The organism is Phaeodactylibacter sp. (genome assembly GCF_022763345.1).
Classification (GTDB): domain Bacteria; phylum Bacteroidota; class Bacteroidia; order Chitinophagales; family Saprospiraceae; genus Phaeodactylibacter.
On record NZ_JALEGS010000020.1, the window covers coordinates 37,808 to 57,316 of the forward strand.

At 54.0% G+C, this 19,509-nt stretch carries 13 protein-coding genes; 8 read left to right on the forward strand and 5 right to left on the reverse strand.

Features of this window, described 5'->3' with window-relative positions; genetic code table 11:
- Positions 1-7: 7 nt before the first annotated feature.
- Positions 8-859 carry an NINE protein gene (locus MRY86_RS05015; RefSeq protein ID WP_293565974.1) on the reverse strand — a complete coding sequence of 284 codons (852 nt, stop codon included), beginning with the start codon at positions 857-859 and terminating at the stop codon, positions 8-10.
- A 260-nt stretch (positions 860-1,119) separates the two neighbouring features.
- On the opposite strand from MRY86_RS05015, the gene MRY86_RS05020 reads away from it, so the two are divergent.
- Positions 1,120-3,015 (forward strand): amidophosphoribosyltransferase, encoded by a 1,896-nt coding sequence (locus MRY86_RS05020; protein WP_293571042.1) that lies wholly within the window; start codon positions 1,120-1,122, stop codon positions 3,013-3,015.
- An 83-nt stretch (positions 3,016-3,098) separates the two neighbouring features.
- On the opposite strand, the gene MRY86_RS05025 is transcribed toward MRY86_RS05020, so the two are convergent.
- Positions 3,099-3,404, reverse strand: a complete 306-nt coding sequence (locus tag MRY86_RS05025) for an ATP-dependent Clp protease adaptor ClpS (protein ID WP_293563024.1) — start codon at positions 3,402-3,404, stop codon at positions 3,099-3,101.
- 32 nt (positions 3,405-3,436) lie between these two features.
- Positions 3,437-3,904, reverse strand: a complete 468-nt coding sequence (locus MRY86_RS05030) for a peroxiredoxin (protein ID WP_044217230.1) — start codon at positions 3,902-3,904, stop codon at positions 3,437-3,439.
- Positions 3,905-4,056: 152 nt separating this feature from the next.
- Here MRY86_RS05030 and MRY86_RS05035 point away from each other — a divergent pair, with 152 nt between their 5' ends.
- Positions 4,057-4,959 carry an EamA family transporter gene (locus MRY86_RS05035; protein ID WP_293563025.1) on the forward strand — a complete coding sequence of 301 codons (903 nt, stop codon included), beginning with the start codon at positions 4,057-4,059 and terminating at the stop codon, positions 4,957-4,959.
- Here the strand turns inward: MRY86_RS05035 and MRY86_RS05040 are convergent.
- On the reverse strand, positions 4,956-6,065 hold the full coding sequence (locus MRY86_RS05040) for a phosphatase domain-containing protein (RefSeq protein WP_293563026.1): 1,110 nt from the start codon (positions 6,063-6,065) through the stop codon (positions 4,956-4,958). The two genes, MRY86_RS05035 and MRY86_RS05040, sit on opposite strands and share 4 nt — an antisense overlap.
- A gap of 76 nt (positions 6,066-6,141) precedes the next feature.
- Between MRY86_RS05040 and MRY86_RS05045 the strand changes: the two genes are divergently transcribed.
- The 4 genes from MRY86_RS05045 to MRY86_RS05060 all read left to right on the forward strand — a co-directional run bounded on the left by MRY86_RS05045 (position 6,142) and on the right by MRY86_RS05060 (position 16,576).
- Positions 6,142-6,921: an alpha/beta hydrolase gene (locus tag MRY86_RS05045; protein WP_293563027.1), complete on the forward strand. Its 780-nt coding sequence runs from the start codon at positions 6,142-6,144 to the stop codon at positions 6,919-6,921.
- Positions 6,908-8,986: a PEP/pyruvate-binding domain-containing protein gene (locus MRY86_RS05050; RefSeq protein ID WP_293563028.1), complete on the forward strand. Its 2,079-nt coding sequence runs from the start codon at positions 6,908-6,910 to the stop codon at positions 8,984-8,986. Before MRY86_RS05045 ends, MRY86_RS05050 begins: the two co-directional genes overlap by 14 nt.
- Positions 8,987-9,079: 93 nt before the next feature.
- Positions 9,080-13,147 (forward strand): LamG-like jellyroll fold domain-containing protein, encoded by a 4,068-nt coding sequence (locus MRY86_RS05055; RefSeq protein WP_293563029.1) that lies wholly within the window; start codon positions 9,080-9,082, stop codon positions 13,145-13,147.
- A 60-nt stretch (positions 13,148-13,207) separates the two neighbouring features.
- Positions 13,208-16,576 (forward strand): VCBS repeat-containing protein, encoded by a 3,369-nt coding sequence (locus MRY86_RS05060; RefSeq protein ID WP_293563030.1) that lies wholly within the window; start codon positions 13,208-13,210, stop codon positions 16,574-16,576.
- A gap of 61 nt (positions 16,577-16,637) precedes the next feature.
- On the opposite strand, the gene MRY86_RS05065 is transcribed toward MRY86_RS05060, so the two are convergent.
- On the reverse strand, positions 16,638-17,873 hold the full coding sequence (locus MRY86_RS05065) for a hypothetical protein (RefSeq protein WP_293563031.1): 1,236 nt from the start codon (positions 17,871-17,873) through the stop codon (positions 16,638-16,640).
- 186 nt (positions 17,874-18,059) lie between these two features.
- Here MRY86_RS05065 and MRY86_RS05070 point away from each other — a divergent pair, with 186 nt between their 5' ends.
- Entirely contained in the window at positions 18,060-18,665 is a 606-nt protein-coding gene (locus tag MRY86_RS05070; protein ID WP_293563032.1) for a nitroreductase family protein, read from the forward strand.
- On the forward strand, positions 18,662-19,507 hold the full coding sequence (locus MRY86_RS05075) for a pirin family protein (RefSeq protein ID WP_293563033.1): 846 nt from the start codon (positions 18,662-18,664) through the stop codon (positions 19,505-19,507). Before MRY86_RS05070 ends, MRY86_RS05075 begins: the two co-directional genes overlap by 4 nt.
- The last annotated feature ends 2 nt before the right edge of the window (positions 19,508-19,509 follow it).

The following is a 19,509-nucleotide window of genomic DNA, read 5'->3' on the forward strand; positions in this document are numbered from 1 at the left end:
CGTGCCTTTATCCAAGCAGCCGCTTCTTTTGAATCGCAAATTCCTCTTCGGTGAGCAAGCCCTTTTCTCTCAGTTCGCCCAACTGCTTGAGCTGTTCGAGCAGGTGAGAATGGTCTTCCACTTCTTCTTCAGCAGGCATTCCCTGTTTACTAGACGATGCAAAAGGCGCAGACGCTGCTTCGTTGCCCGGCAGGCGGAACCCATTCTTAGCAAAATCCTCAAACTCATCCTGAATGCGGAGGTAGGCGAGCTTGTCGTGCTCCCGGATTTTCTCAAAGTCATTGAAGCCAAACTGCACAGCCAGATCGAGGTGGCTGAAGGCTTCCTCCGGCTGCTCACTGATCGAGTAGGCACAGGCGATGTTGAAATGGGTGGCCACATCACGGGGCTCAATCTTGAGTGCCTTTTTAAAATCGGCAATTGCTCCGCTGTAGTCGTAGTCCTTGAATTTTTGTACTCCGGTACTTTTGTGCGGGTTGTCAGGCTTCTTAGCCCGGCTTGGGGCGCTCTGGCGCTTTGGGGTATTGCGCTTCTTCGGGCGGTAGTAGCTCCGTTCACGACGGGCTTCCCGACGGCGCTCGTAGCGTTCCATCCGGCGCATAGCCTCGTCGTCACGGTAGTCGTAGTTGCGTTCCTGCTCGCGGCGGTAGAGCAGCTCCCGGTTGTACTTTCGGTCGAACTTCTCGTTATCCATAGAGAAAAACGCAATCGCATCGATCAGCCCTACAATCCACATCACCGGGAACCAGAAAAAGAGCATATAAAAAATGCCCAGCCCGGTTTGGCCCAGGTAAAAGCGGTGGACGCCAAAGCCGCCCAAAAATAATGCGAGTATGCCTGCTACGTTTTTTTCTTTCATGCCGGAAATTACAAGTGCGCTACTGCTAGTATGTGCGTGTCGAAATATCATTATTATTTGTTTAACATGCAAAGACGGTCAGAAGTTAAGGCCACACCGCCCATAATGCCACTTCTTTGGACGAATCCGGATGAACTTCAGACCGGGGCGCTCAACTTGTCCGCAGCCGAAGATGTTTCCTGACTTTAATCGGTGCATTGCCAAAAAGGCCCTACCTTTGCGGCAACTTCTTTTTCCTCCTAAACAAAGGGCACACAGCCATGAGCGATCAGATCAAACACGAGTGCGGAATAGCGATGATCCGCCTGCTCAAACCGCTTGATTATTACCATAAAAAGTACGGTACGGCCTTCTACGGCCTGAATCAGCTGCAACTGCTGCTGCAAAAACAGCGCAACCGCGGGCAGGACGGTGCCGGCATGGCCACCATCAAACTTGATGTGCAACCCGGCAAAAAGTACATCAGCCGCAAACGCAGCGTGGCTTCCAATTATCTCGATGACCTCTTTCAGCAGGTACACCGCCACTTCAAGGACCTGACACCGGAGCAGCTCAACGACCCGCAGTGGCTCAAGGACAATAAGCCCTACGTAGGCGAGCTCCTCCTGGGACACCTGCGCTATGGCACCCACAGCAATAATGGCGTGGAAACCTGCCACCCTTTCCTGCGCCAGAACAACTGGATTACCCGTAACCTCCTCGTCGCCGGCAACTTCAACCTGACCAACGTCGATGAGCTCTTTCAGGAACTCGTGGAGCTGGGGCAGTACCCCAAGGAAAAGTCAGATACCGTTACCGTGCTGGAAAAAATCGGCCACTTCCTGGATGATGAAGTGCAGCGCCTCCACACCTGGTACAAGCCCGATGGCTATTCCAATCAGGAGGTCAATGAGCTGATCTATAAAAACCTGGATATTCAGCGCCTGCTGCGGCGCGCCAGCAAGAAGTTTGACGGCGGCTTCGTCATGGCCGGGCTCATTGGCCATGGCGATGCCTTTGTGCTGCGTGATCCGGCCGGTATCCGCCCTGCATTTTACTATCAGGATGACGAAATTGTAGTCGTGGCTTCCGAGCGACCCGCTATCCAAACCGTTTTCAATCTTCACATTGGCGATATCAAGGAATTGAAACGGGGGCACGCCCTCATCGTTAAGAAGGATGGCCGCGTGAGCGAGGTACGCTGTATGGACCCGCTCGACCGGGCGGCTTGTTCCTTTGAGCGTATCTACTTCTCCCGTGGCAACGACCGCGATATTTACCTGGAGCGGAAACAGCTCGGCCGGCAGCTGACAGAGAAGGTGCTCGAAGAGGTAGATTACGACTTCAAGCGCACCGTCTTCTCCTTTGTGCCCAATACCGCAGAAACTGCATTCTACGGCCTGATGGAAGGGCTGACAGATAGCCTGAACGAAATCAAAAAGGATAAAATCCTCAAGAAAGGCAAAGACCTGAAACCGGATAAGCTGGAGAAAATCCTGGCTATGAAGCCAAGGATGGAAAAACTGGTGGTCAAGGATGCCAAACAGCGCACCTTTATCGCGGATACGACCTCCCGGGAAGCTATGGTGGCGCATGTATACGACGTGACCTACGGCATCGTGACCAACCATAAAGACACACTCGTTCTACTGGACGATTCTATTGTACGGGGCACGACCCTCCACGATAGTATCATTAATATTGCCTCCCGACTGCGGCCCAAGAAAATTGTGATTGTATCCTCTGCCCCGCAAATCCGCTATCCGGACTGCTATGGGATCGATATGTCTAAAATGAAGGAGTTTGTCGCATTCCGGGCTTTGGTGGAGCTGCTAAAGGAAAACGGCAAGGAGCACCTGCTGCACGAAGCTTACGAGCGCTGCAAGGCACAGGAACATAGCCTGAAGGAAGACATCACCAATGAAGTGCAGGCGCTTTATGACGAGTTTGATTACGAAACCGTATCGGATAAAATTGCGGAGATCGTTTCGCCCGAAGGCATAGAGCCAGAGATCAAAGTCATTTACCAAACGGTAGAGGGGCTGCAGCAAGCCTGCCCCAAAAACAACGGCGACTGGTATTTCTCCGGTAATTACCCGACACCCGGGGGCAACCGTGTCGTCAACCGGGCCTTTATCAACTTCATGGAAGGCCGGGACGAGCGCGGGTACGACTGATCCGAGTGAGCATAAGGGACAAAAAAATCCCGGACTGCAACATTTGCGGCCCGGGATTTTTTGTAGTCAGCGTAACGAGTCGTTTATCCGCCTTCTTCGATGACGGCAGAAAGCCCGCGGTCAATGAGTGCATCTTTTTTGGGCTTCAGCACATCCTTAGGAGCGGTTTTGACCGTCGCCTTGCCTTTGAAGTGGATGATGAGCGCCAGCTGTTCTGACTGCTCGTTGCTGTGGCCCAACACGTCCATGAAGCACTGAATCACCCAGTCAAAAGTATTATGGTCATCGTTGTAAACAATGAGCTGGGCTTTTTCCCCTGTGCCCGAGTCGTCCTCGACCACAACCTCTTCGACTTCCTCTACAGATGTATTGAATAACTCATTGATCATACGCTGAAATAGTCTTGCTTCAATGACACCAACTAGTTAAGCTGGCCCAAAGTTTCCTTAATCGCCTCAAAATTAGGAAGATTTCCGGCATTATCAAGGACTTCCGCATAACGAACCACCCCTTCCTTGTCTACGACAAAGGCAGAACGCTTGGAAACCCCCTTCATGCCAAAGAAGTCATCGTAGATGGCTCCGTAAGCTTCAGAAGCCTCCTTGTTGAAGTCAGAAAGCAGTGGGAAATCCAGATTTTGCTCAGCTTTAAACTTGCCTAGAGTGAAGGGAGAATCTACAGAAATCGCAACCACATCAGCGTTCAGCTTTTGGTACTCCGCCATATTGTCGCGCATGGTGCACAACTCCTCCGTGCAAACGCTGGTGAAGGCGAGGGGGAAAAACAAAACGATCAGGTTTTTGCCTTCGTAGTCGCTCAGGGCAACTTTCTCATTTGCGGTATTATTCAGGGCAAATGCCGGGGCTTTATCGCCAACTTGTACAGCCATTTTGGATTGAGTTTTGGTTTGATGTTAAGATGAATGACCACCTAACACCGAAAGGCGCAAACCCGTTTACAGAACCCCAAACTTTATGCAGAGCAGGGCCTAATGTTTTCTGGTTTTTTGTGTTGCTTTGCAGCAAAATCAACCGGAACGCCATGCAGGAGGAAAAAAGAGCTTATCTGGAGCTGCATATCGCTGTTTTTCTATTTGGGTTTACAGCCATTCTCGGCGACCTTATTCAGCTGTCCGCCCTCGTTATGGTCTGGTGGCGGGTGCTCATTACGAGTGCGAGCTTGCTGCTGCTCATTCGGGTAGGGCGGGTGATGAAAGCCTTTACCCGGGCGCAAATCCTTCGCTTTATGGGCATTGGTGTACTCGTGGCGCTGCATTGGGTGGCTTTTTATGGAGCCATCAAGCTGTCCAATGCTTCCATCACGCTCATCTGCATGGCCACCACGTCTTTTTTTACGTCTCTTATTGAGCCTGTGGTCATGCGGCAACGGGTACGCTGGTACGAATTGATGCTCGGGCTGCTCATTATTCCGGGCATGGCGCTCATCGTAGGCAGCACCGATGCCTCTATGAATACGGGGATACTGGTCGGGCTGGCTTCCGCCTTCCTGGCCGCCTTTTTTGCCACCCTCAATAAAAAGTACATCCGGCAGTCCTACGAAATGGGCATCACCTTTCTGGAGCTGGGAAGCGCCTGGCTTTTCCTCTGTCTGGTATTGCCATTTTATCTGTACTTTTCAGAAACCCCTGTACAGCTGCTGCCGGTCAGCCTGACAGACTGGGGGTATCTCCTCGTTTTATCTCTGCTTTGCACCACACTAGCCTACGTACTTGCCCTGCGCGCCCTTAACCACCTTACGGCCTTCGCTTCCAACCTTACGGTCAATCTGGAGCCGGTTTACGGTATCCTGCTGGCCTGGATTCTGCTGCGGGAGAATGAAGAGCTGACACCGGGCTTCTACCTGGGCGGTACGGTCATTTTGCTGGCGGTTTTTAGCTACCCGCTTATCCGGCGCTGGCGGCGCAGGCGTGGGTTGGAGGCTTAGTTTTTGGGACCTGACTGATTGAGCTGCTGAAAGTACGTTTCCTGAATAAGCCCCCGCTCTGCCGCATCCATAGCGGCCTGCTGATAGTGGTCCACGAGCTTCATATCCACGCCGGTTTGGGCAATAAACTGCCGGATTCTTTTAGCCCGCCGCAGCGAACGGACGTCCCGGATGTAAATGGCGCGGATGCGTCCAGGGCGGGCTTTCGCCACCGCTTCGTAAATATAGGGGTCCTGCTCCCCGCTGTCGCCGATGAGGACAAAGGGCAGGTCCGGATAGGTGTCAATAATCCGAAGGATACTGCTGTGCTTATGACCTAAATAACCCTCCGGATGGTCTTGGTAAGGCAGCCCAAAGTCACGCAGCAAAATAGGGCCTGCCGGCAAGTCATTGAGTGTAAGGAACTCTTCCAGCAGATCGTACAAATTCCAGGGGCTGTTTGAAACGTAGAATATCGGATTGCAGGGTTGCTGGCTCATGCCACGCTGTAAAGCCTGAAAAAAAGCCGCAGCTTTACTGAAGGACTGCCGCAGGTCGGCAGTTTTTAGCAAAGTATGATAAAGCACCCGCAGCTTTAGCAAAGAAGTTACATCAGTCTTCATAATGGTGTCATCCACATCGCTGATGCAACCGAAGGAAGCCTCTGGGTGTGGCACTAAAATGGGCACTTCAGCTCGTACATCGACTTTTCGCCTGGGCGTTTCCCGCAGGTGTACCCTTGCATTAAACCATTGGTCTTCAGGTTGTGGGACAGGCTGCTTTAGGGGGCGCTCCAGCAGGAAGTAGCCCTCCTCATCGGTTTGCACTGTGAAGGCTTCATGATTGACTTCCACATGCACGGTGGCGCCCATGACCTCACGGCTATTGAACCGTTTATAGTTGTTGATCAATGCCCTCCAAGTGGAGTTGACCTCGTCTTTGATGATCCGCCGGTCCTTGATCACCCGGCCACGCAGGCTGATCCAGTTGGGGCGGCCGTAGCCCCGGTAGGGGGCGATAAGGATAGGCCAGGTAGGCTTTTGCCCCAGCCACTCCCGCACGGTTCTGCCCATGCGCACGAAGAGGCGATCAAGTTGTTTTAGAGTTCGAAGTAGGGAACGCTTCAAAGCAGCCATAGATTTTGATGCACCGGAAGATACAAAACCGCCAACAATTTTTCCCTTTAAGGGTTCCTCCATTCGTATGATGAACGTATTGATGTTACATGGTAATGGTGGTGGGCGTACCCGTTTTCTGCCTTTTCTGGAGGCGCTGCAGGATAAACAAGTTGTGCCTTTTCGGGTACATCTCCCTGAGCTGCCTGGCTTTGATGGCCGCCCACTGCCCAAAGCAGCAGATGGCTGGATGCCTTTCATTGAGGCCTTGCAGCGCTCAGTAGCGCCTTTGTCGGAAGAGCCCTGGGTGGTGTACGGGCATGGAATTGGCGGAAGCCTGCTGCTCGAATGGGCGGCACGGGGCTGGGTGTTGCCGGATTCAGCAGACTGGCAGCCCCGGCAGGTATTGCTGCACGGTATCATCGGCGCATCCCTGGAGCACCGTTTCTTCCCTAAGCTCATGAAGCCCCTGTTGATCCGGAAAACCATGCAGGCACTGATTGCCTGGCCACCGATGCGCCCGGTCTGGGAAAAACGCCTGTTCCTGCAGCCGAAAAGTATCCCGGAGGCGGTGCGGAAGCAATTTTTCAAAGACTATGCTCAGTGCGCAGCCTTCCCCGTTTTTTTCGACCTGATCACCCCGGCCTGGTACCGGGAGGTGCAGCAAAAGCTTCAGCACGAGGCCTTCAACTTCATCTGGGGAAGCCGGGAGCGGGTCGTTGCCTCCAAATACCTTTCGCTTTGGCAAAATGACTTCCCGAAAGCTACCTTTGATGTCGTTGAGGATTGGGACCATTTTCCGATGCTGGAGGACCCTGACGGATTTTATGAAAAACTAACAGCCTACATCCTGCATGAGCAAGCTTAGCCAGCTCCAACAACTTGAATCTCTGGGATGGCCGGTGCCGGCTTTCACCTCTGTGGCCTATGCTGACTTTTTGGCCGGCGAGCGCCCCGAGGGATTGCGGTTCCCGGTGGCCGTCCGCTCTTCCTATCTCACGGAAGACGGAGAGGAGAACAGTCAGGCCGGGCAGTATCTGTCCAGGCTGAATGTTGGAGCGTCGGAGCTGGAGACAGCGATTGCCGACGTTTTCAAAAGTTATCCCACCCAACAAGGCACACAGGTGCTGGTACAGGAAATGGTGGAAGCAGACTTCAGTGGCGTACTCTTTGCTTTCCGCGAAGGCAGCTGGAAGCTTGAATACACAGAGGGATTGGGCGAAGCACTGATGAGCGGGCAGCAGAGCGGGAGAACCCTGCTCTTGCCACGCTTTAGTGCCTGGGATGTCCGGTGGTCCGCCCTTTCTGACTTTTGGAAAGGACCGGAGACAGGTGGTAAATCGCTCCGGCGGGCACTCATCCGGTTAAGTTCCATCACCGGGCAGCTTCTTGAACAACTGGACATCCGTCACGGGCTCGATATCGAATTTGCCGTATCCAAAGGAACGCTCTGGTTGCTGCAGGCGCGGCCCATCACTACACCAGAAGAAGCGGAAGAAGTACTGACTTCGGCTAACCACAAGGAGATTCTGCCTCCCGAGCCTTCCCGCCTGATGACCGACCTGATCACGGATGCCGGTCCTGCCCTGTTCGGCTACTATCGCGATTTAGACCCTTCCCTTCCGCAGCGTGCTTTCCTGCGTGCTGCCGGAGGCATGCCCTGGATCAACCTTTCAGCCTTGCTGGATACCATGGTGCACTGGGGGCTCCCCACACAGTTGGTTTGCCGATCGGTAGGTGCTGAGGACTTCTATCAGGTCGGGCTGCGCCCCTGGCGCTGCCTGGCTAAATTGCCGGTTTTTTTTAAGGTATTGAGCCAGCAGCGTCAGGCGAAGCAGCGCATACAGGCGTGGCAGCGCAAAGCAGCAGTGGAAACAGATTTGGGCAAAGGAGAACGAGAACCACTTTGGCCTATCGACCCGGCACAAGCCTTCCGGCACTGGTGCGACAGCTTTTCCAATCTCTATGTAGAACTGGTAACGAATATGCAGATTCTCACCGGGGCCATGTCCGGCCCTGTGGGGCTGCTGGAACGGCTTGGGTTATTGCACCGAATGGCTGCGGCCATACAGCAAAAGAGTGCCAGCACGGATTACCTGCAGGCTTTTCGGGAGTGGGAAAGGGGGCAGCGCTCTACCAATGCCTTTCTCGAAGGGTTTGGGCACCGGGGCTTTTATGAGTCTGATCTGGGGCAGCCCCGTTTTCGGGAATACAGCGAGGCAGATTGGGAAGCCCTTCGGAAAGGAGTGGACTTCACTGCTCCATCCAAGCCCCTGCCACGCCGTAAACGCCAACCACTTTGGGCGTGGTTATTTCGGCCAGTCATTGACCTGATCCACACCCGGGAGTGGGTACGGCACGAAACGATGAAGTTGTTTTGGGAATACCGCGAAGAGCTCAAAGGTAAACTGCCTTTTGCGCCGTGGTCTTTTACCCAGGCAGAGCTCAGCGCATTCTTCGAAAATGAGTGGCGGGCCGATGAAATGACAGACCAGGAGCCTCCCAAACCGGTGGGCTGGGATATGGATACCTTCCTGTACAATCAGCTGGGGCGCCGCCTGCCGGTTACGGTGCTGTCCAACGTTTCTGCCAGTCAGCAAAATCATCAGCAAGGTGTGGGGGTCTATCCCGGTAAAGTGAGGGGGCAGGTTTGGCGGGTAGCTTCCGCTGATCTGCGCACCGTCGCTCCTCCCTCTTTTCCAGTCATTATTTTGGTGGCGGATGCCCTGGACCCCGGCTGGGTGCCCTTTTTCTCGAAGGTAGATGGCGTGGCGTCCTACGTAGGCGGGCTGCTTTCTCATGCTTCCATCATGCTGCGGGAGGCGCAGGTGCCAAGCATCACTCAAATTCCCGCTCAGTTAGACTTCCAAACCGGGGATTGGGTAGAAATGGATGCCCAAAAAGGCACGATTCGGCGGGTAGAGGAAGGTTAAGTGACGGAGAAAAAATTTATCATTTATTTCCGTCAAACTACTAAGTGCCCCGGATGCTGTATATTTCAGGTCTAAAACACAGACTTCAGTGATATGGCAGACCTGACCCGTAACCTTCCTCACCGTATCCTTTGGACGCTAATCATTACGGCCCTGTCCGGAGCGCTACCACTCGCCGGGCAATCGCAGTGGCTGAAAACGATTCCGGAAATTACGGAAAATACGCCTGCCTGGGCGCAGCTGATGTACGCGCCCGAGCCGAATATCCGCTTGGTGGATAGCGCTTATCAGGCCTATTACCGCACGCATGCCTTCGAAAAAAATACCCACACCCAAAACTACAAGCACTGGCGGCCTAAGGTAGAACCCTACGTTCAACAGGATGGAAGCCTGAACTGGCCAACGGCTCAGGAACGCCGCCAAACGGAAACAGCCTATCAGCGTGCATTGTCTGGGCAGGAAGCTCAACGGCAAACCGGAACGTGGACGAATATCGGTCCTTTCGAGACCTTCACGCAAGGGCAGGGGCAGTTCGAAGTGTCCTGGCAGGTCAATGTCTACACGCTCGATCAGTCGGATACCAGTCCGTCCGTGCTGTACTGCGGCACCGAAAGCGGAGGCGTATTCAGATCCGACAACAGCGGGCAAACCTGGATGCATGTCTCTGCCAATACCATGATGAATAACGTCCGCATCGTCCGCATCGATCCCAACAATGCATCAGTCGTGTACGCCGGTGACTGGGAGCGCCTCTACCGCACCACAGATGGTGGCGAAAGTTGGGAGATACTACTGGATGCCGCCGACCTGCCACAGGCTGCACTCGGGGTGAATGCCATCGCGGTAAGCCCGGCAGACGGACAGCGTATCCTGGTTGGGGGCGTGGACGGGCTTTGGCTGACCGAAGATGGGGGTGCGAACTGGTCTCACCTGACCGGTGCTTCAGTTTATGATATTGAATTTAAGCCTGATGAACCACAAGTGCTGTATCTGGTGCGCAACCACGGTACCGAGCCCCGCTGCATTTTTGAAAAGTCGGAAGATGGCGGCCAAAGCTGGACGGTCAAAGCCGAAGGCTGGTACGATCCTGACCTGAGCAGCCCTTTCCTGAATGATGGCGGTGCGAAGATCGCCGTCTCTCCGCTCGATCCAGACCTGGTGGTCGCCGGGCTGATCGGCAACTCAAAAGCAGGGGATGATGGTTACCTGGGGGTATGGAAAAGCACGGACAATGGGGAGTCCTGGAATTTGCAGGGCCCTCACGTGGGCGGGCCCTACGAATACAGCGGTGGGTCTGCAAACCACAAAAATATAATGATCAACGAGGGCGGGGGAGGCCCGTATCAGGGCTTTTATGATTATGTGCTTGCGATTTCGCCCTTCGATGAAGATATCGTTTACACCGGTGGGGTCAGCTTGTACAAGTCAACAGATGGTGGTGCCGTTTTCAACGTCATAGGCGGCTATCAGGGCAACACCTGGATCCACCCCGATATGCAGGAGATCACGGTCGGTCCGGACGGGATATGGCTTGGCACCGATGGCGGCATAGACTTTACGGATGATGAATTTGCTACGGTAGAGTCGAGGAAATACGGCATTACGGGCTCTGAGTTTTGGGGTTTTGGCAGTGCCTGGAACGAAGACCTGGTAGTTGGCGGGCGTTACCACAATGGCAATACGGCTATCCGGCCCGAATTTGAGCAGGGGCAGTCCCTGCGACTGGGCGGAGCGGAGGCCCCAACCGGCTATGTGCAGCCGGGCGGGCGTAATATCGCCTACTTTTCGGATATCAGTTCGCAAATTGTGCCACAAAGCTTGTCGGGCGCCGTATTGCAGGCACCCAAGCTGGAGCTCTACCCCACGGAGTCCTATTTTTCGACCCACTCCAGCGAGATCGAGTTCTTGCCTCATTGCTACAACCATTTCTATCTGGGGCGGGAGAACAAAATTTGGAAAACGACCGATGGCGGACGTTCTTACACCCTGATCGCTGAATTTGGCAACGAGGATCAGCCCGTGATGCAACTGGAAGTATGCCGGAGCAATCCGAATGTTGTATACGTTTACCAGCGCACCACTTTCACTGGGGCGCACCTGCTTCGGACGGAAGATGGGGGCTTGAACTGGACTACTTTGGATTTTCCCGGTAGTCCGGTTTCGAAGCGTGCCGGCGGGCTGGCCCTCAATCCCGAAAACGAGAACGACATTTGGGCTTACTTCGCCCATAATGCCAACGACGGGGCCAAGGTCTTCCACTCCGTTGATGGTGGGCAGACCTGGGAAAATGCAACGACCCCGCTGCTGGACGGGCACCGCATTCATACCATGCTCTTCCAGGCGGGCACCGTTGGTACGGTATATATTGGTACGGACAGAGCCGTTTTCTACCGGGATGAAACCATGGAGGACTGGGCATTCTACAACGAAGGCCTGCCGATGCGCACGAACACCAATATTTTCCGACCTTTCTACCGGGATGGCAAACTCCGGGTCGGCACCTACAGCAATGGCGCCTGGGAGGCACCACTAGTGACCCCAAGCCGCCTGATGGTGCAACCTACGGTGGATAAGCTGGAGGCCGGCTGTTCACGGGATACCTTTTACTTTGATGATTACTCGGTGCTCCGCCACGAAGGCGCTTCCTGGTCGTGGGCCTTTGAGCCCGCCCCCGCCTACATTAGCGATCCACAATCCCGCAATCCTAAAGTGGTATTTGGAGCTCCCGGAACTTATACGGCTGTACTCAGCATCACTGATGGCACAGGCGAAAGTGGCATGCGGGCCCTGCCGCCGATCACCGTGGAAGCCTGCCGGGCAGACAGCCTTCCTGGGTTGTGTATGGAAACCCAGGAGTGGGGCGATTATGCGATTATTGACGCCCTGCCTGCCACGGCACCCGAGCTAACCCTCACTGCCTGGATACATCCCTACGGCACACAGGCGGAATACACCGGTATTGCCATTACGGAAAGCGGTCCGGCAGCTGGCCTCAACTTCCGGCCAGATATGGAGTTGGGTTATCACTGGCCAGGCGGTGCCTGGTGGTGGAGCAGTGGTCTTTTTGTGCCTGCCGATGAGTGGTCGCATGTAGCTTTGGTGGTAAAGCCTGATGGCATTACCGTTTACCTGAATGGCGAGCCGGCGAGCCACACTTTTTCCCCCGAGGCGGTGGATCTGCGTAATACAGCCCTCTTTCTGGGCAGTTATCGGGGATGGGTACAAAGAGGCTTCAAAGGGCTGATGGATGAGGTCCGGGTATACGACCGGGCGTTGTCAATCGAAGAAGTACGCCTAAACCGCCACCTGACTGCCCGCCCCGAAACAGAACAAGGATTGGTCGGCTATTACCAATTCAATGAAGCGGAGGGCAGTATTCTCAACAAAGCTGGCGTCAATCATGCATTCCTGACTGGAGCTGCCGCCCGAACGCTGTCGCAGGCACCGGTAGGAGGTGGGCAAAGTGCGCGGCAAACCGTCCAAAATGCAGGCAGCTATACTTTCGGGGAGACGGGTATAAATCTAAGCCTGAATACAGACCTGGTCACGGAGTCAGTTGTAGTCGCCACTCGGTTAAATGTGCCGCCGAGCCTCGTAGCCGGCCCGATGGTACAGCCCGATACCGGTTACTGGATACTAAATACCTACGGCAACCTTCCAAACGCTGAGCCGGTGGCGACCTTGAAGCTTTCCGGTTTTGAGCTTCACCCTAACGCCCCCGGGCAGCCGGAAGCTTTTGAGCTGGCCCGCCGGGATGCCAATGCGGGGGATGCACAGTGGATGGCCGCGGGTACTGCCCTGGAAATACTACCCGACAGCGAGGAGGCCGCCTTTGCATGGGAAGACGCGCTGAGTGGCATGAAGGGCGCGCAACTGCAAATCCTTCAGGGGGACCTGACTTCTGCGGTAGGATTGCCAACGGGGCAGGCGGTTTTGGTGTACCCTAATCCTGTTCGGTCCGGGCAACCACTGGAAGTTGTGGCTCAGATGGAACTACCAGCTGAGTTTTCCGTATACAATGCTCAGGGCCAACTGGTTTATCAGCAAACATTGGGCCGGCAGCAGGTTGCAATTACACCAAACCTGGCATCAGGTACATACACCTACCGTCTGGCCGGAGCAAAAAAGATGTGTACCGGAAAACTGGTCATTATACGTTAAAGTCCCTATACCCCCCATTCATACGGCAAGGGTTAATTTGAAAAAACTAAAAGAACACTCATGAAAAGACAAATCTCAGTTTCAGGGGGGATTGTATTCCTCATCGGCATGATGGTGCAGTCCTGTGGAGGACCGCAGGCAGATACGGCAAATACTATGGAGGCGTCCGCTGAACAGTTCACCATGCTGCCCGCTTCCGAAACGGGTATTAATTTTGAGAACAAGATTATTGAAAAACCCAATCATCACCTGGGCTATTACGATTATTACTATAACGGGAGCGGCCTGGCTGCCGGCGATTTTAATAACGATGGGCTGACCGACCTGTTCTTCTGCGGTAACCACGCAGAGAACACGCTGTACCTGAATGAAGGCGGCCTGAAATTTACCGATGTCACGAAGCAGGCAGGCATTACCTCCTCTAACAAATGGTCGACCGGCGCGACCCTGGTGGATATAAATGAAGACGGGTGGCTTGATATCTACGTCAGCAACTCCGGGCCCACCAATGACCGGCAGAAGCTGGCCAATCAGTTGTATGTTAATAATCAGGATGGCACCTTCACAGAACAGGCGGAAGCCTATGGTATCGCCGATGGCTCCCGTACGACACAATCCTCCTTCTTCGATATGGACAATGATGGCGATCTGGACCTTATCGTGATGAATCATTCGTTGCGCAACCGGGAAGGGAATGCGGTAAAATGGCCATCTACATTTGCAGCTCTTGACCCCGAGATACAAGAACAGGATATCAATACCCTCTACCGCAATGAAGGCAACGGAAAATTCACCGATATTACCCGGGAAGCGGGCCTGTATAAGCCGGGCTTTGGCCTGGGGCTTGCTGTTTCTGACTTTGATGAAAACGGCTTCCTGGATATCTACATCGCCAATGACTATTTCATGCCTGATTTCTTCTACATGAACAACGGTGATGGGACCTTTACGGATAAAATCAAGAGCCATAACTCACACATCTCTTTCTACTCCATGGGGTGTGATGCGGCCGATGTCAATAATGACGGGCTGGTCGATTTGTCTGTGGTAGATATGACTCCGGCAGATCACTTCCGCAACAAAACCCTGATGGCCTCCATGAATGTGGATCAGTTTACCTGGCTGAATGACATTCAGGGCTACGCACCGCAGTATATGTTCAATACCCTGCAGCTCAACCGGGGTTACGGGGTCTTTAGTGAAATTGGCCTCATGGCGGGCACTTCTCAGACCGACTGGAGCTGGGCGGCATTGCTAGCCGATTTTGATAACGACGGGCTGAAAGACTTTCTGGTCACTAATGGCTACTACCGGGATACGAAGGACAACGACTGGCGCATCGGGCTGCAGGAGCGCTACGAGGCAGAAGGCAAATCACCGGAGGTCTACTACAAGCACTTGCTGACGGCGAACTCCCAGCCCATTCCCAACTACATGTACCGCAACAAGGGCGACCTGACCTTTGAAGATGTTAGTAAAGCCTGGAACCTGGATGAGCCCTCCTTCTCGCATGGAGCGGTTTACGCTGACCTGGATCAGGACGGCGACCTTGATATTGTGACCAATAACCTGGCAGGCAAAGCCTTTGTGCTGAAAAACAACAGCCGGGAAAAAGGCAGCGGCAATTACATCCGGTTTAATCTGAAATCAGGCAACAACTTCAATGACTGCCTGAACGCCAAGGTAAGGATTTTCTACGGTGACGGGCAGCAGCAAATGACGGAGTACAGCTTTACCCGTGGGTATCAGTCCTATGTGGAACCGGCCGCACATTTTGGTTTGGGCGAGGCCTCAGCAGTAGACCGGGCTGAAATCCATTGGCCGGACGGGCAGGTGACCACCCTACAGAAGCCCGGTATCAATCAGGTGCATACCATTGATAAAAATAAGGCACAGCGCACGGCAAAACCGGAAGACAACCGTCGTCCGCTTTTTATGGATATCACGAGCCAGCAGCGGAACCTCACCTTCGTACATCAGGAAAACGACTACAATGACTTTGACACCGAGGTGTTGTTGCCACATCGTCAATCCCGTCTGGGGCCATGTGTAGCGGTAGCAGACGTCAACGGTGATGGGCTGGAAGATTTCTACGTTGGTGGTGCGAAAGGGCAGCCCGGCGCACTTTATTTGCAGCCGAATACTATGGTTTTTGAGCCTTCCCCGCAACCGGTCTTTGCCGCAGATGCCGGCTCGGAAGATTTGGGCGCACTGTTTTTTGATGCCGATCAGGATGGAGACCTGGATTTGTATGTGGCGAGCGGAGGCGGCGGGGCTTTTCGCGAAGGCAGCCAGCAATTGCAAGACCGTCTGTACTTGAATAATGGCAGTGGGCAATTCTCAAAAGCAGCGGCGGCACTGCCCCGCATCACGGGAAGTACGGCCGTAGTGGAGGCATCAGATTGGGATAAAGATGGCGACCTGGACCTGCTGGTAGGCGGGCGGACCTTCCCCGGGATGTACCCTCATCACCCGCAGTCCTATCTGTTGCGCAACGACGGCGGCCAATTTACGGATGTAACGAAGGAGTTGTACCCTGACCTGGAGCGTATAGGCATGATCACAGACGCCTCCTGGACCGATGTGGACGGAGACGGCTGGGAGGATCTTATGATTGTCGGAGAATGGATGCCGATCACCTACCTGCGCAATCAGGAAGGGCAACTGCAATCCGTACCGGTACTGGAAGACAAAGGCATACGCGGCTGGTGGTACAGCATTGAGCCCGGTGATTTTGACGGGGATGGCGATCAGGATTTCATTGTAGGCAACATTGGGCTAAACAATAAATTCCACCCCAGTGAAAAGAAAAACCTGCATGTGTTCTGCAACGATTTTGATAGCAACGGCACGCCCGATATTGTGCTGAGCAAGCATTACAAAGGCGAAATTGTTCCCGTTCGGGGGAAGGAGTGCTCGACCACGCAAATGCCTTTCCTTGCCGATAAATTTAAGTCTTATGCCTCCTTCGCTTCTTCCTCTCTGGAAGATATTTACGGGGCGGATATGCTGGCGGAAGCCCTGCATCTGCAAGTGGACAATTTCGCTACCGTGTACCTGGAAAATACAGGGAGCGGGTTCAAGATGCATCAATTGCCGAATGAGATGCAACTGGCTCCTGTCAACAGCATTATCGTGGAAGATTTCGATAAAGATGGCCATCTGGATGCGGTGCTGGCCGGCAATATTTTTGAAACAGAGGTAGAAACTGCTGCTTATGACGCAGGCAAGGGTTTGTACCTGAAAGGCCATGGCGATGGCACGTTTTCAACCTCGCTTTACATGCCGGAGAGTGGCCTGTTTGCGCACCGGAATGTAAAGGACATGGCGCTGATCCGTTTAGGCGGGCAGCGGCCGGCACTGATTGTTGGGAATAACGACTCCTCGCCTCAGGTATTTGCCTGGGTGGCAGACCGTGCGGTACAGTAACCCACAAGTGCAGCACGCAGACCGGGAGTAGGGCAACAGCAGCAGCCTTGCTCCCGGTTTTTTATCGGTTGAAGGGGCTTTCATTGACCCAGTTGAACCCACGGCCCATCAGCAGGAATTGCTCCTTGTCCCACCTGGTAGCTTTTACAGACACCGTATCGCCCCGAACGATGCCCCGGAAGTGCCAGGAAACCGCACCGGTGCGGTCGTAGTATAACGTATCGCTGAAACGCCCCTGGGAGAAAACAGCCCGCTGAGCTGAGGTATCCACTTCGAGATCAAACCAACGCAGGTGCCCCGGCATGGTTTGTATCACCGCCCGCCCGGGAAATTCCACCGCAATGTGCTGCCAGCGCCGCCCATCCGTGATCAGCGGAGGAAGGGTATCCTGATTGCGCACCATCGTATCCACCTTGTACAGACCATACAGGGGCGGCTTAGGCTGATTGGTAAACTGGGTAGTAACGATAGCTACCAGGACGAGCCCTCCAATTATCATCAGTCCCTTCAGAATATTCTTGATGTTGCGGTAGCGGGCGCCTGAGAAAAGCTCCGGTGCGTGGGCAGGAGCAGTGGGCTGGTTGAGCACAAAAAGCCGGGCCAGCCGCGGGCCGTCCAGTGCCAGCAGGAACAGGCAGAAGAGGACTAAATGGGTAGACAGCAGTTTGACCGGTACGTCATAGCAGAAATTGAGCACCATCACGTTCGCCATCACACCGAGCGTGACGAGTGCGCCCAGCGTTGTGGTGTGCCGGAACAGCAGCAGTGCCGCTCCCATCAACTCGCCTATGCCCGTAAACAGGTTGTACCCATAAGAATAGCCCATAAATGTCCACAGCAACCCCATAGGAGAGGACTCGCCAAACGGTTGCAGCAACCGGTGAAAAGCCGGCTCCGGAAATTGGGCGTGGAGCACTTTGGCCATACCGTAAATCGCCATCTGCACCACCAGGTAATAGCGCACCACCACAATGAGCGCCTGTAGCAGCCAATCGTAGGCGTGCCGCTTGTCCATGGCGGTCCAGATGAGCGTACTCAGCAGCGACAGCGACAAAAGAAAGGCTACACTGGCATAATTGTAAAGCCCGTCCCCACTCCCCGTATGCAGGGCCTCCGTGCTGATTTCAGCGCCTAACAGGGCTTTGGCGAATGCCAAAATTATAGGGTCCCACAGTCCCCTCAGCAGGTTGGAAATGCCCGACTGATTGGATAGGATAAACAACAGAAAATAGGAGAACAGGAACCGGAAACCGGTCCTTGACAAGGCAGTCCACTTGAGTTGGCGGCTAAGGGTCATAGGGGGCAGCATTAGTTGTTCAGAAGATAGACGAACAAGCAGCCGTGAAAGTTAACAATTCTATCCTATCGGTGTTAAACTCCCGCTTTTGAGCAGTAAATGGCGGGTCACGGCCATTCCAAAGTTGCAAAAACGAAATAAAATCCTTATTTTTGATGTTTAAACATTGAAACGAAGCATTCTGCTATGATGAATCAACAATTGCTGGATAGCAAATCAGCAAAGACGGAGACTTCGATACACCCGCTGATTGGCAAACGATGGAGCCCCCGGGCTTTTTCCAGTCAGCCCGTGCCACAAGTGATCCTCAATACGCTGTTTGAGGCGGCGAGCTGGGCGGCTAGTGCATTCAACGAGCAGCCTTGGCAGTACATCTACGCGCATCATGCGGACGAAGCAGGTTTCAGCCGTTTACTGTCCTGCCTCAATGAGGGCAATCAGGCCTGGGCCAAGGATGCCGGTGTATTGGTGTTGAGCCTGGCACAGCCCAACCTAAGCCGCAATGGCCGTCCCAACCGGCACTACATGCATGATACCGGTGCTGCCAATACCAACCTGTTGCTTCAGGCGGCAGATTTGGATATCTACGGCCATATGATGGGCGGCTTTGACTATGAAAAAACCGTCGCGGAATTTGACCTGAACAAAGACGGGCTGGAACCGGTCTGTTTTATAGCATTGGGTTACCTGGGCGATCCTGAGCAGCTTGATGAGCCTCTGCGCAGTCGTGAGCAGGGCACCCGCAGCCGCAAACCACTAAATGCCTTTACCTACAAAATTACTGGATCATGAAAACCATCCTTTCCATCCTGGCAATTGCCGGGACCTTCGCACTAACGGGCTGCGCTTCTGAGGGAGCACCCCAAGAGTCGGCTAAATCGGTAGCGGTTGCACAGGCAGTTGCCGCCGATCCGGGCTTCAAAAGTGTATTGCATAAAGCAGATACCCGGGGCGAGACCCGTGCCAGCTGGCTGATTGGCAAACATTCCTTTTCCTTCAACCGGTACTATGACCCTGACCGGATGAACTTCGGGCTGCTCCGCGTGCTCAACGACGACTGGATTGCCGGCGGTGGCGCATTTCCCATGCACCCGCATGAGAATATGGAAATTATTACCATTCAGCTGGAAGGCGGGCTTCAGCATACCGATAATAACGGTGGGCAGGGCGTCATACATGAAAACGAGGTACAGGTGATGTCCGCAGGAACCGGTATCCGGCATTCTGAAGCCAATGCAAGCCAAACGGAAGTATGCAGGTTGTTGCAAACCTGGGTATTTCCCAATCAAATGGGGTTGAAGCCCCGTTACGATCAGCGGCGGTTCGATCCGGCCGGCCGGGACAATCAATGGCAGGTGCTGGCGTCTCCGGAAGAAGGGGAGGCCTTGTATCTTCATCAGCAGGCGGTATACAGCCGGGGCGACTTTGATGCCGGTAAAAAAGTGAAGTACCCTATCCGGTATACGGGCAATGGAGTCTATGCCTTTGTACTGGAAGGGCAATGCACCATCAACGGACAACCTCTGGAACGGCGCGATGGTTTCGGCGTTTGGGAAACAGATGCCATCACAGTGGAAGCAACCACCGATACGGAATTGATTCTTATTGAGGTCCCGATGATTAACAAAGGATAGCT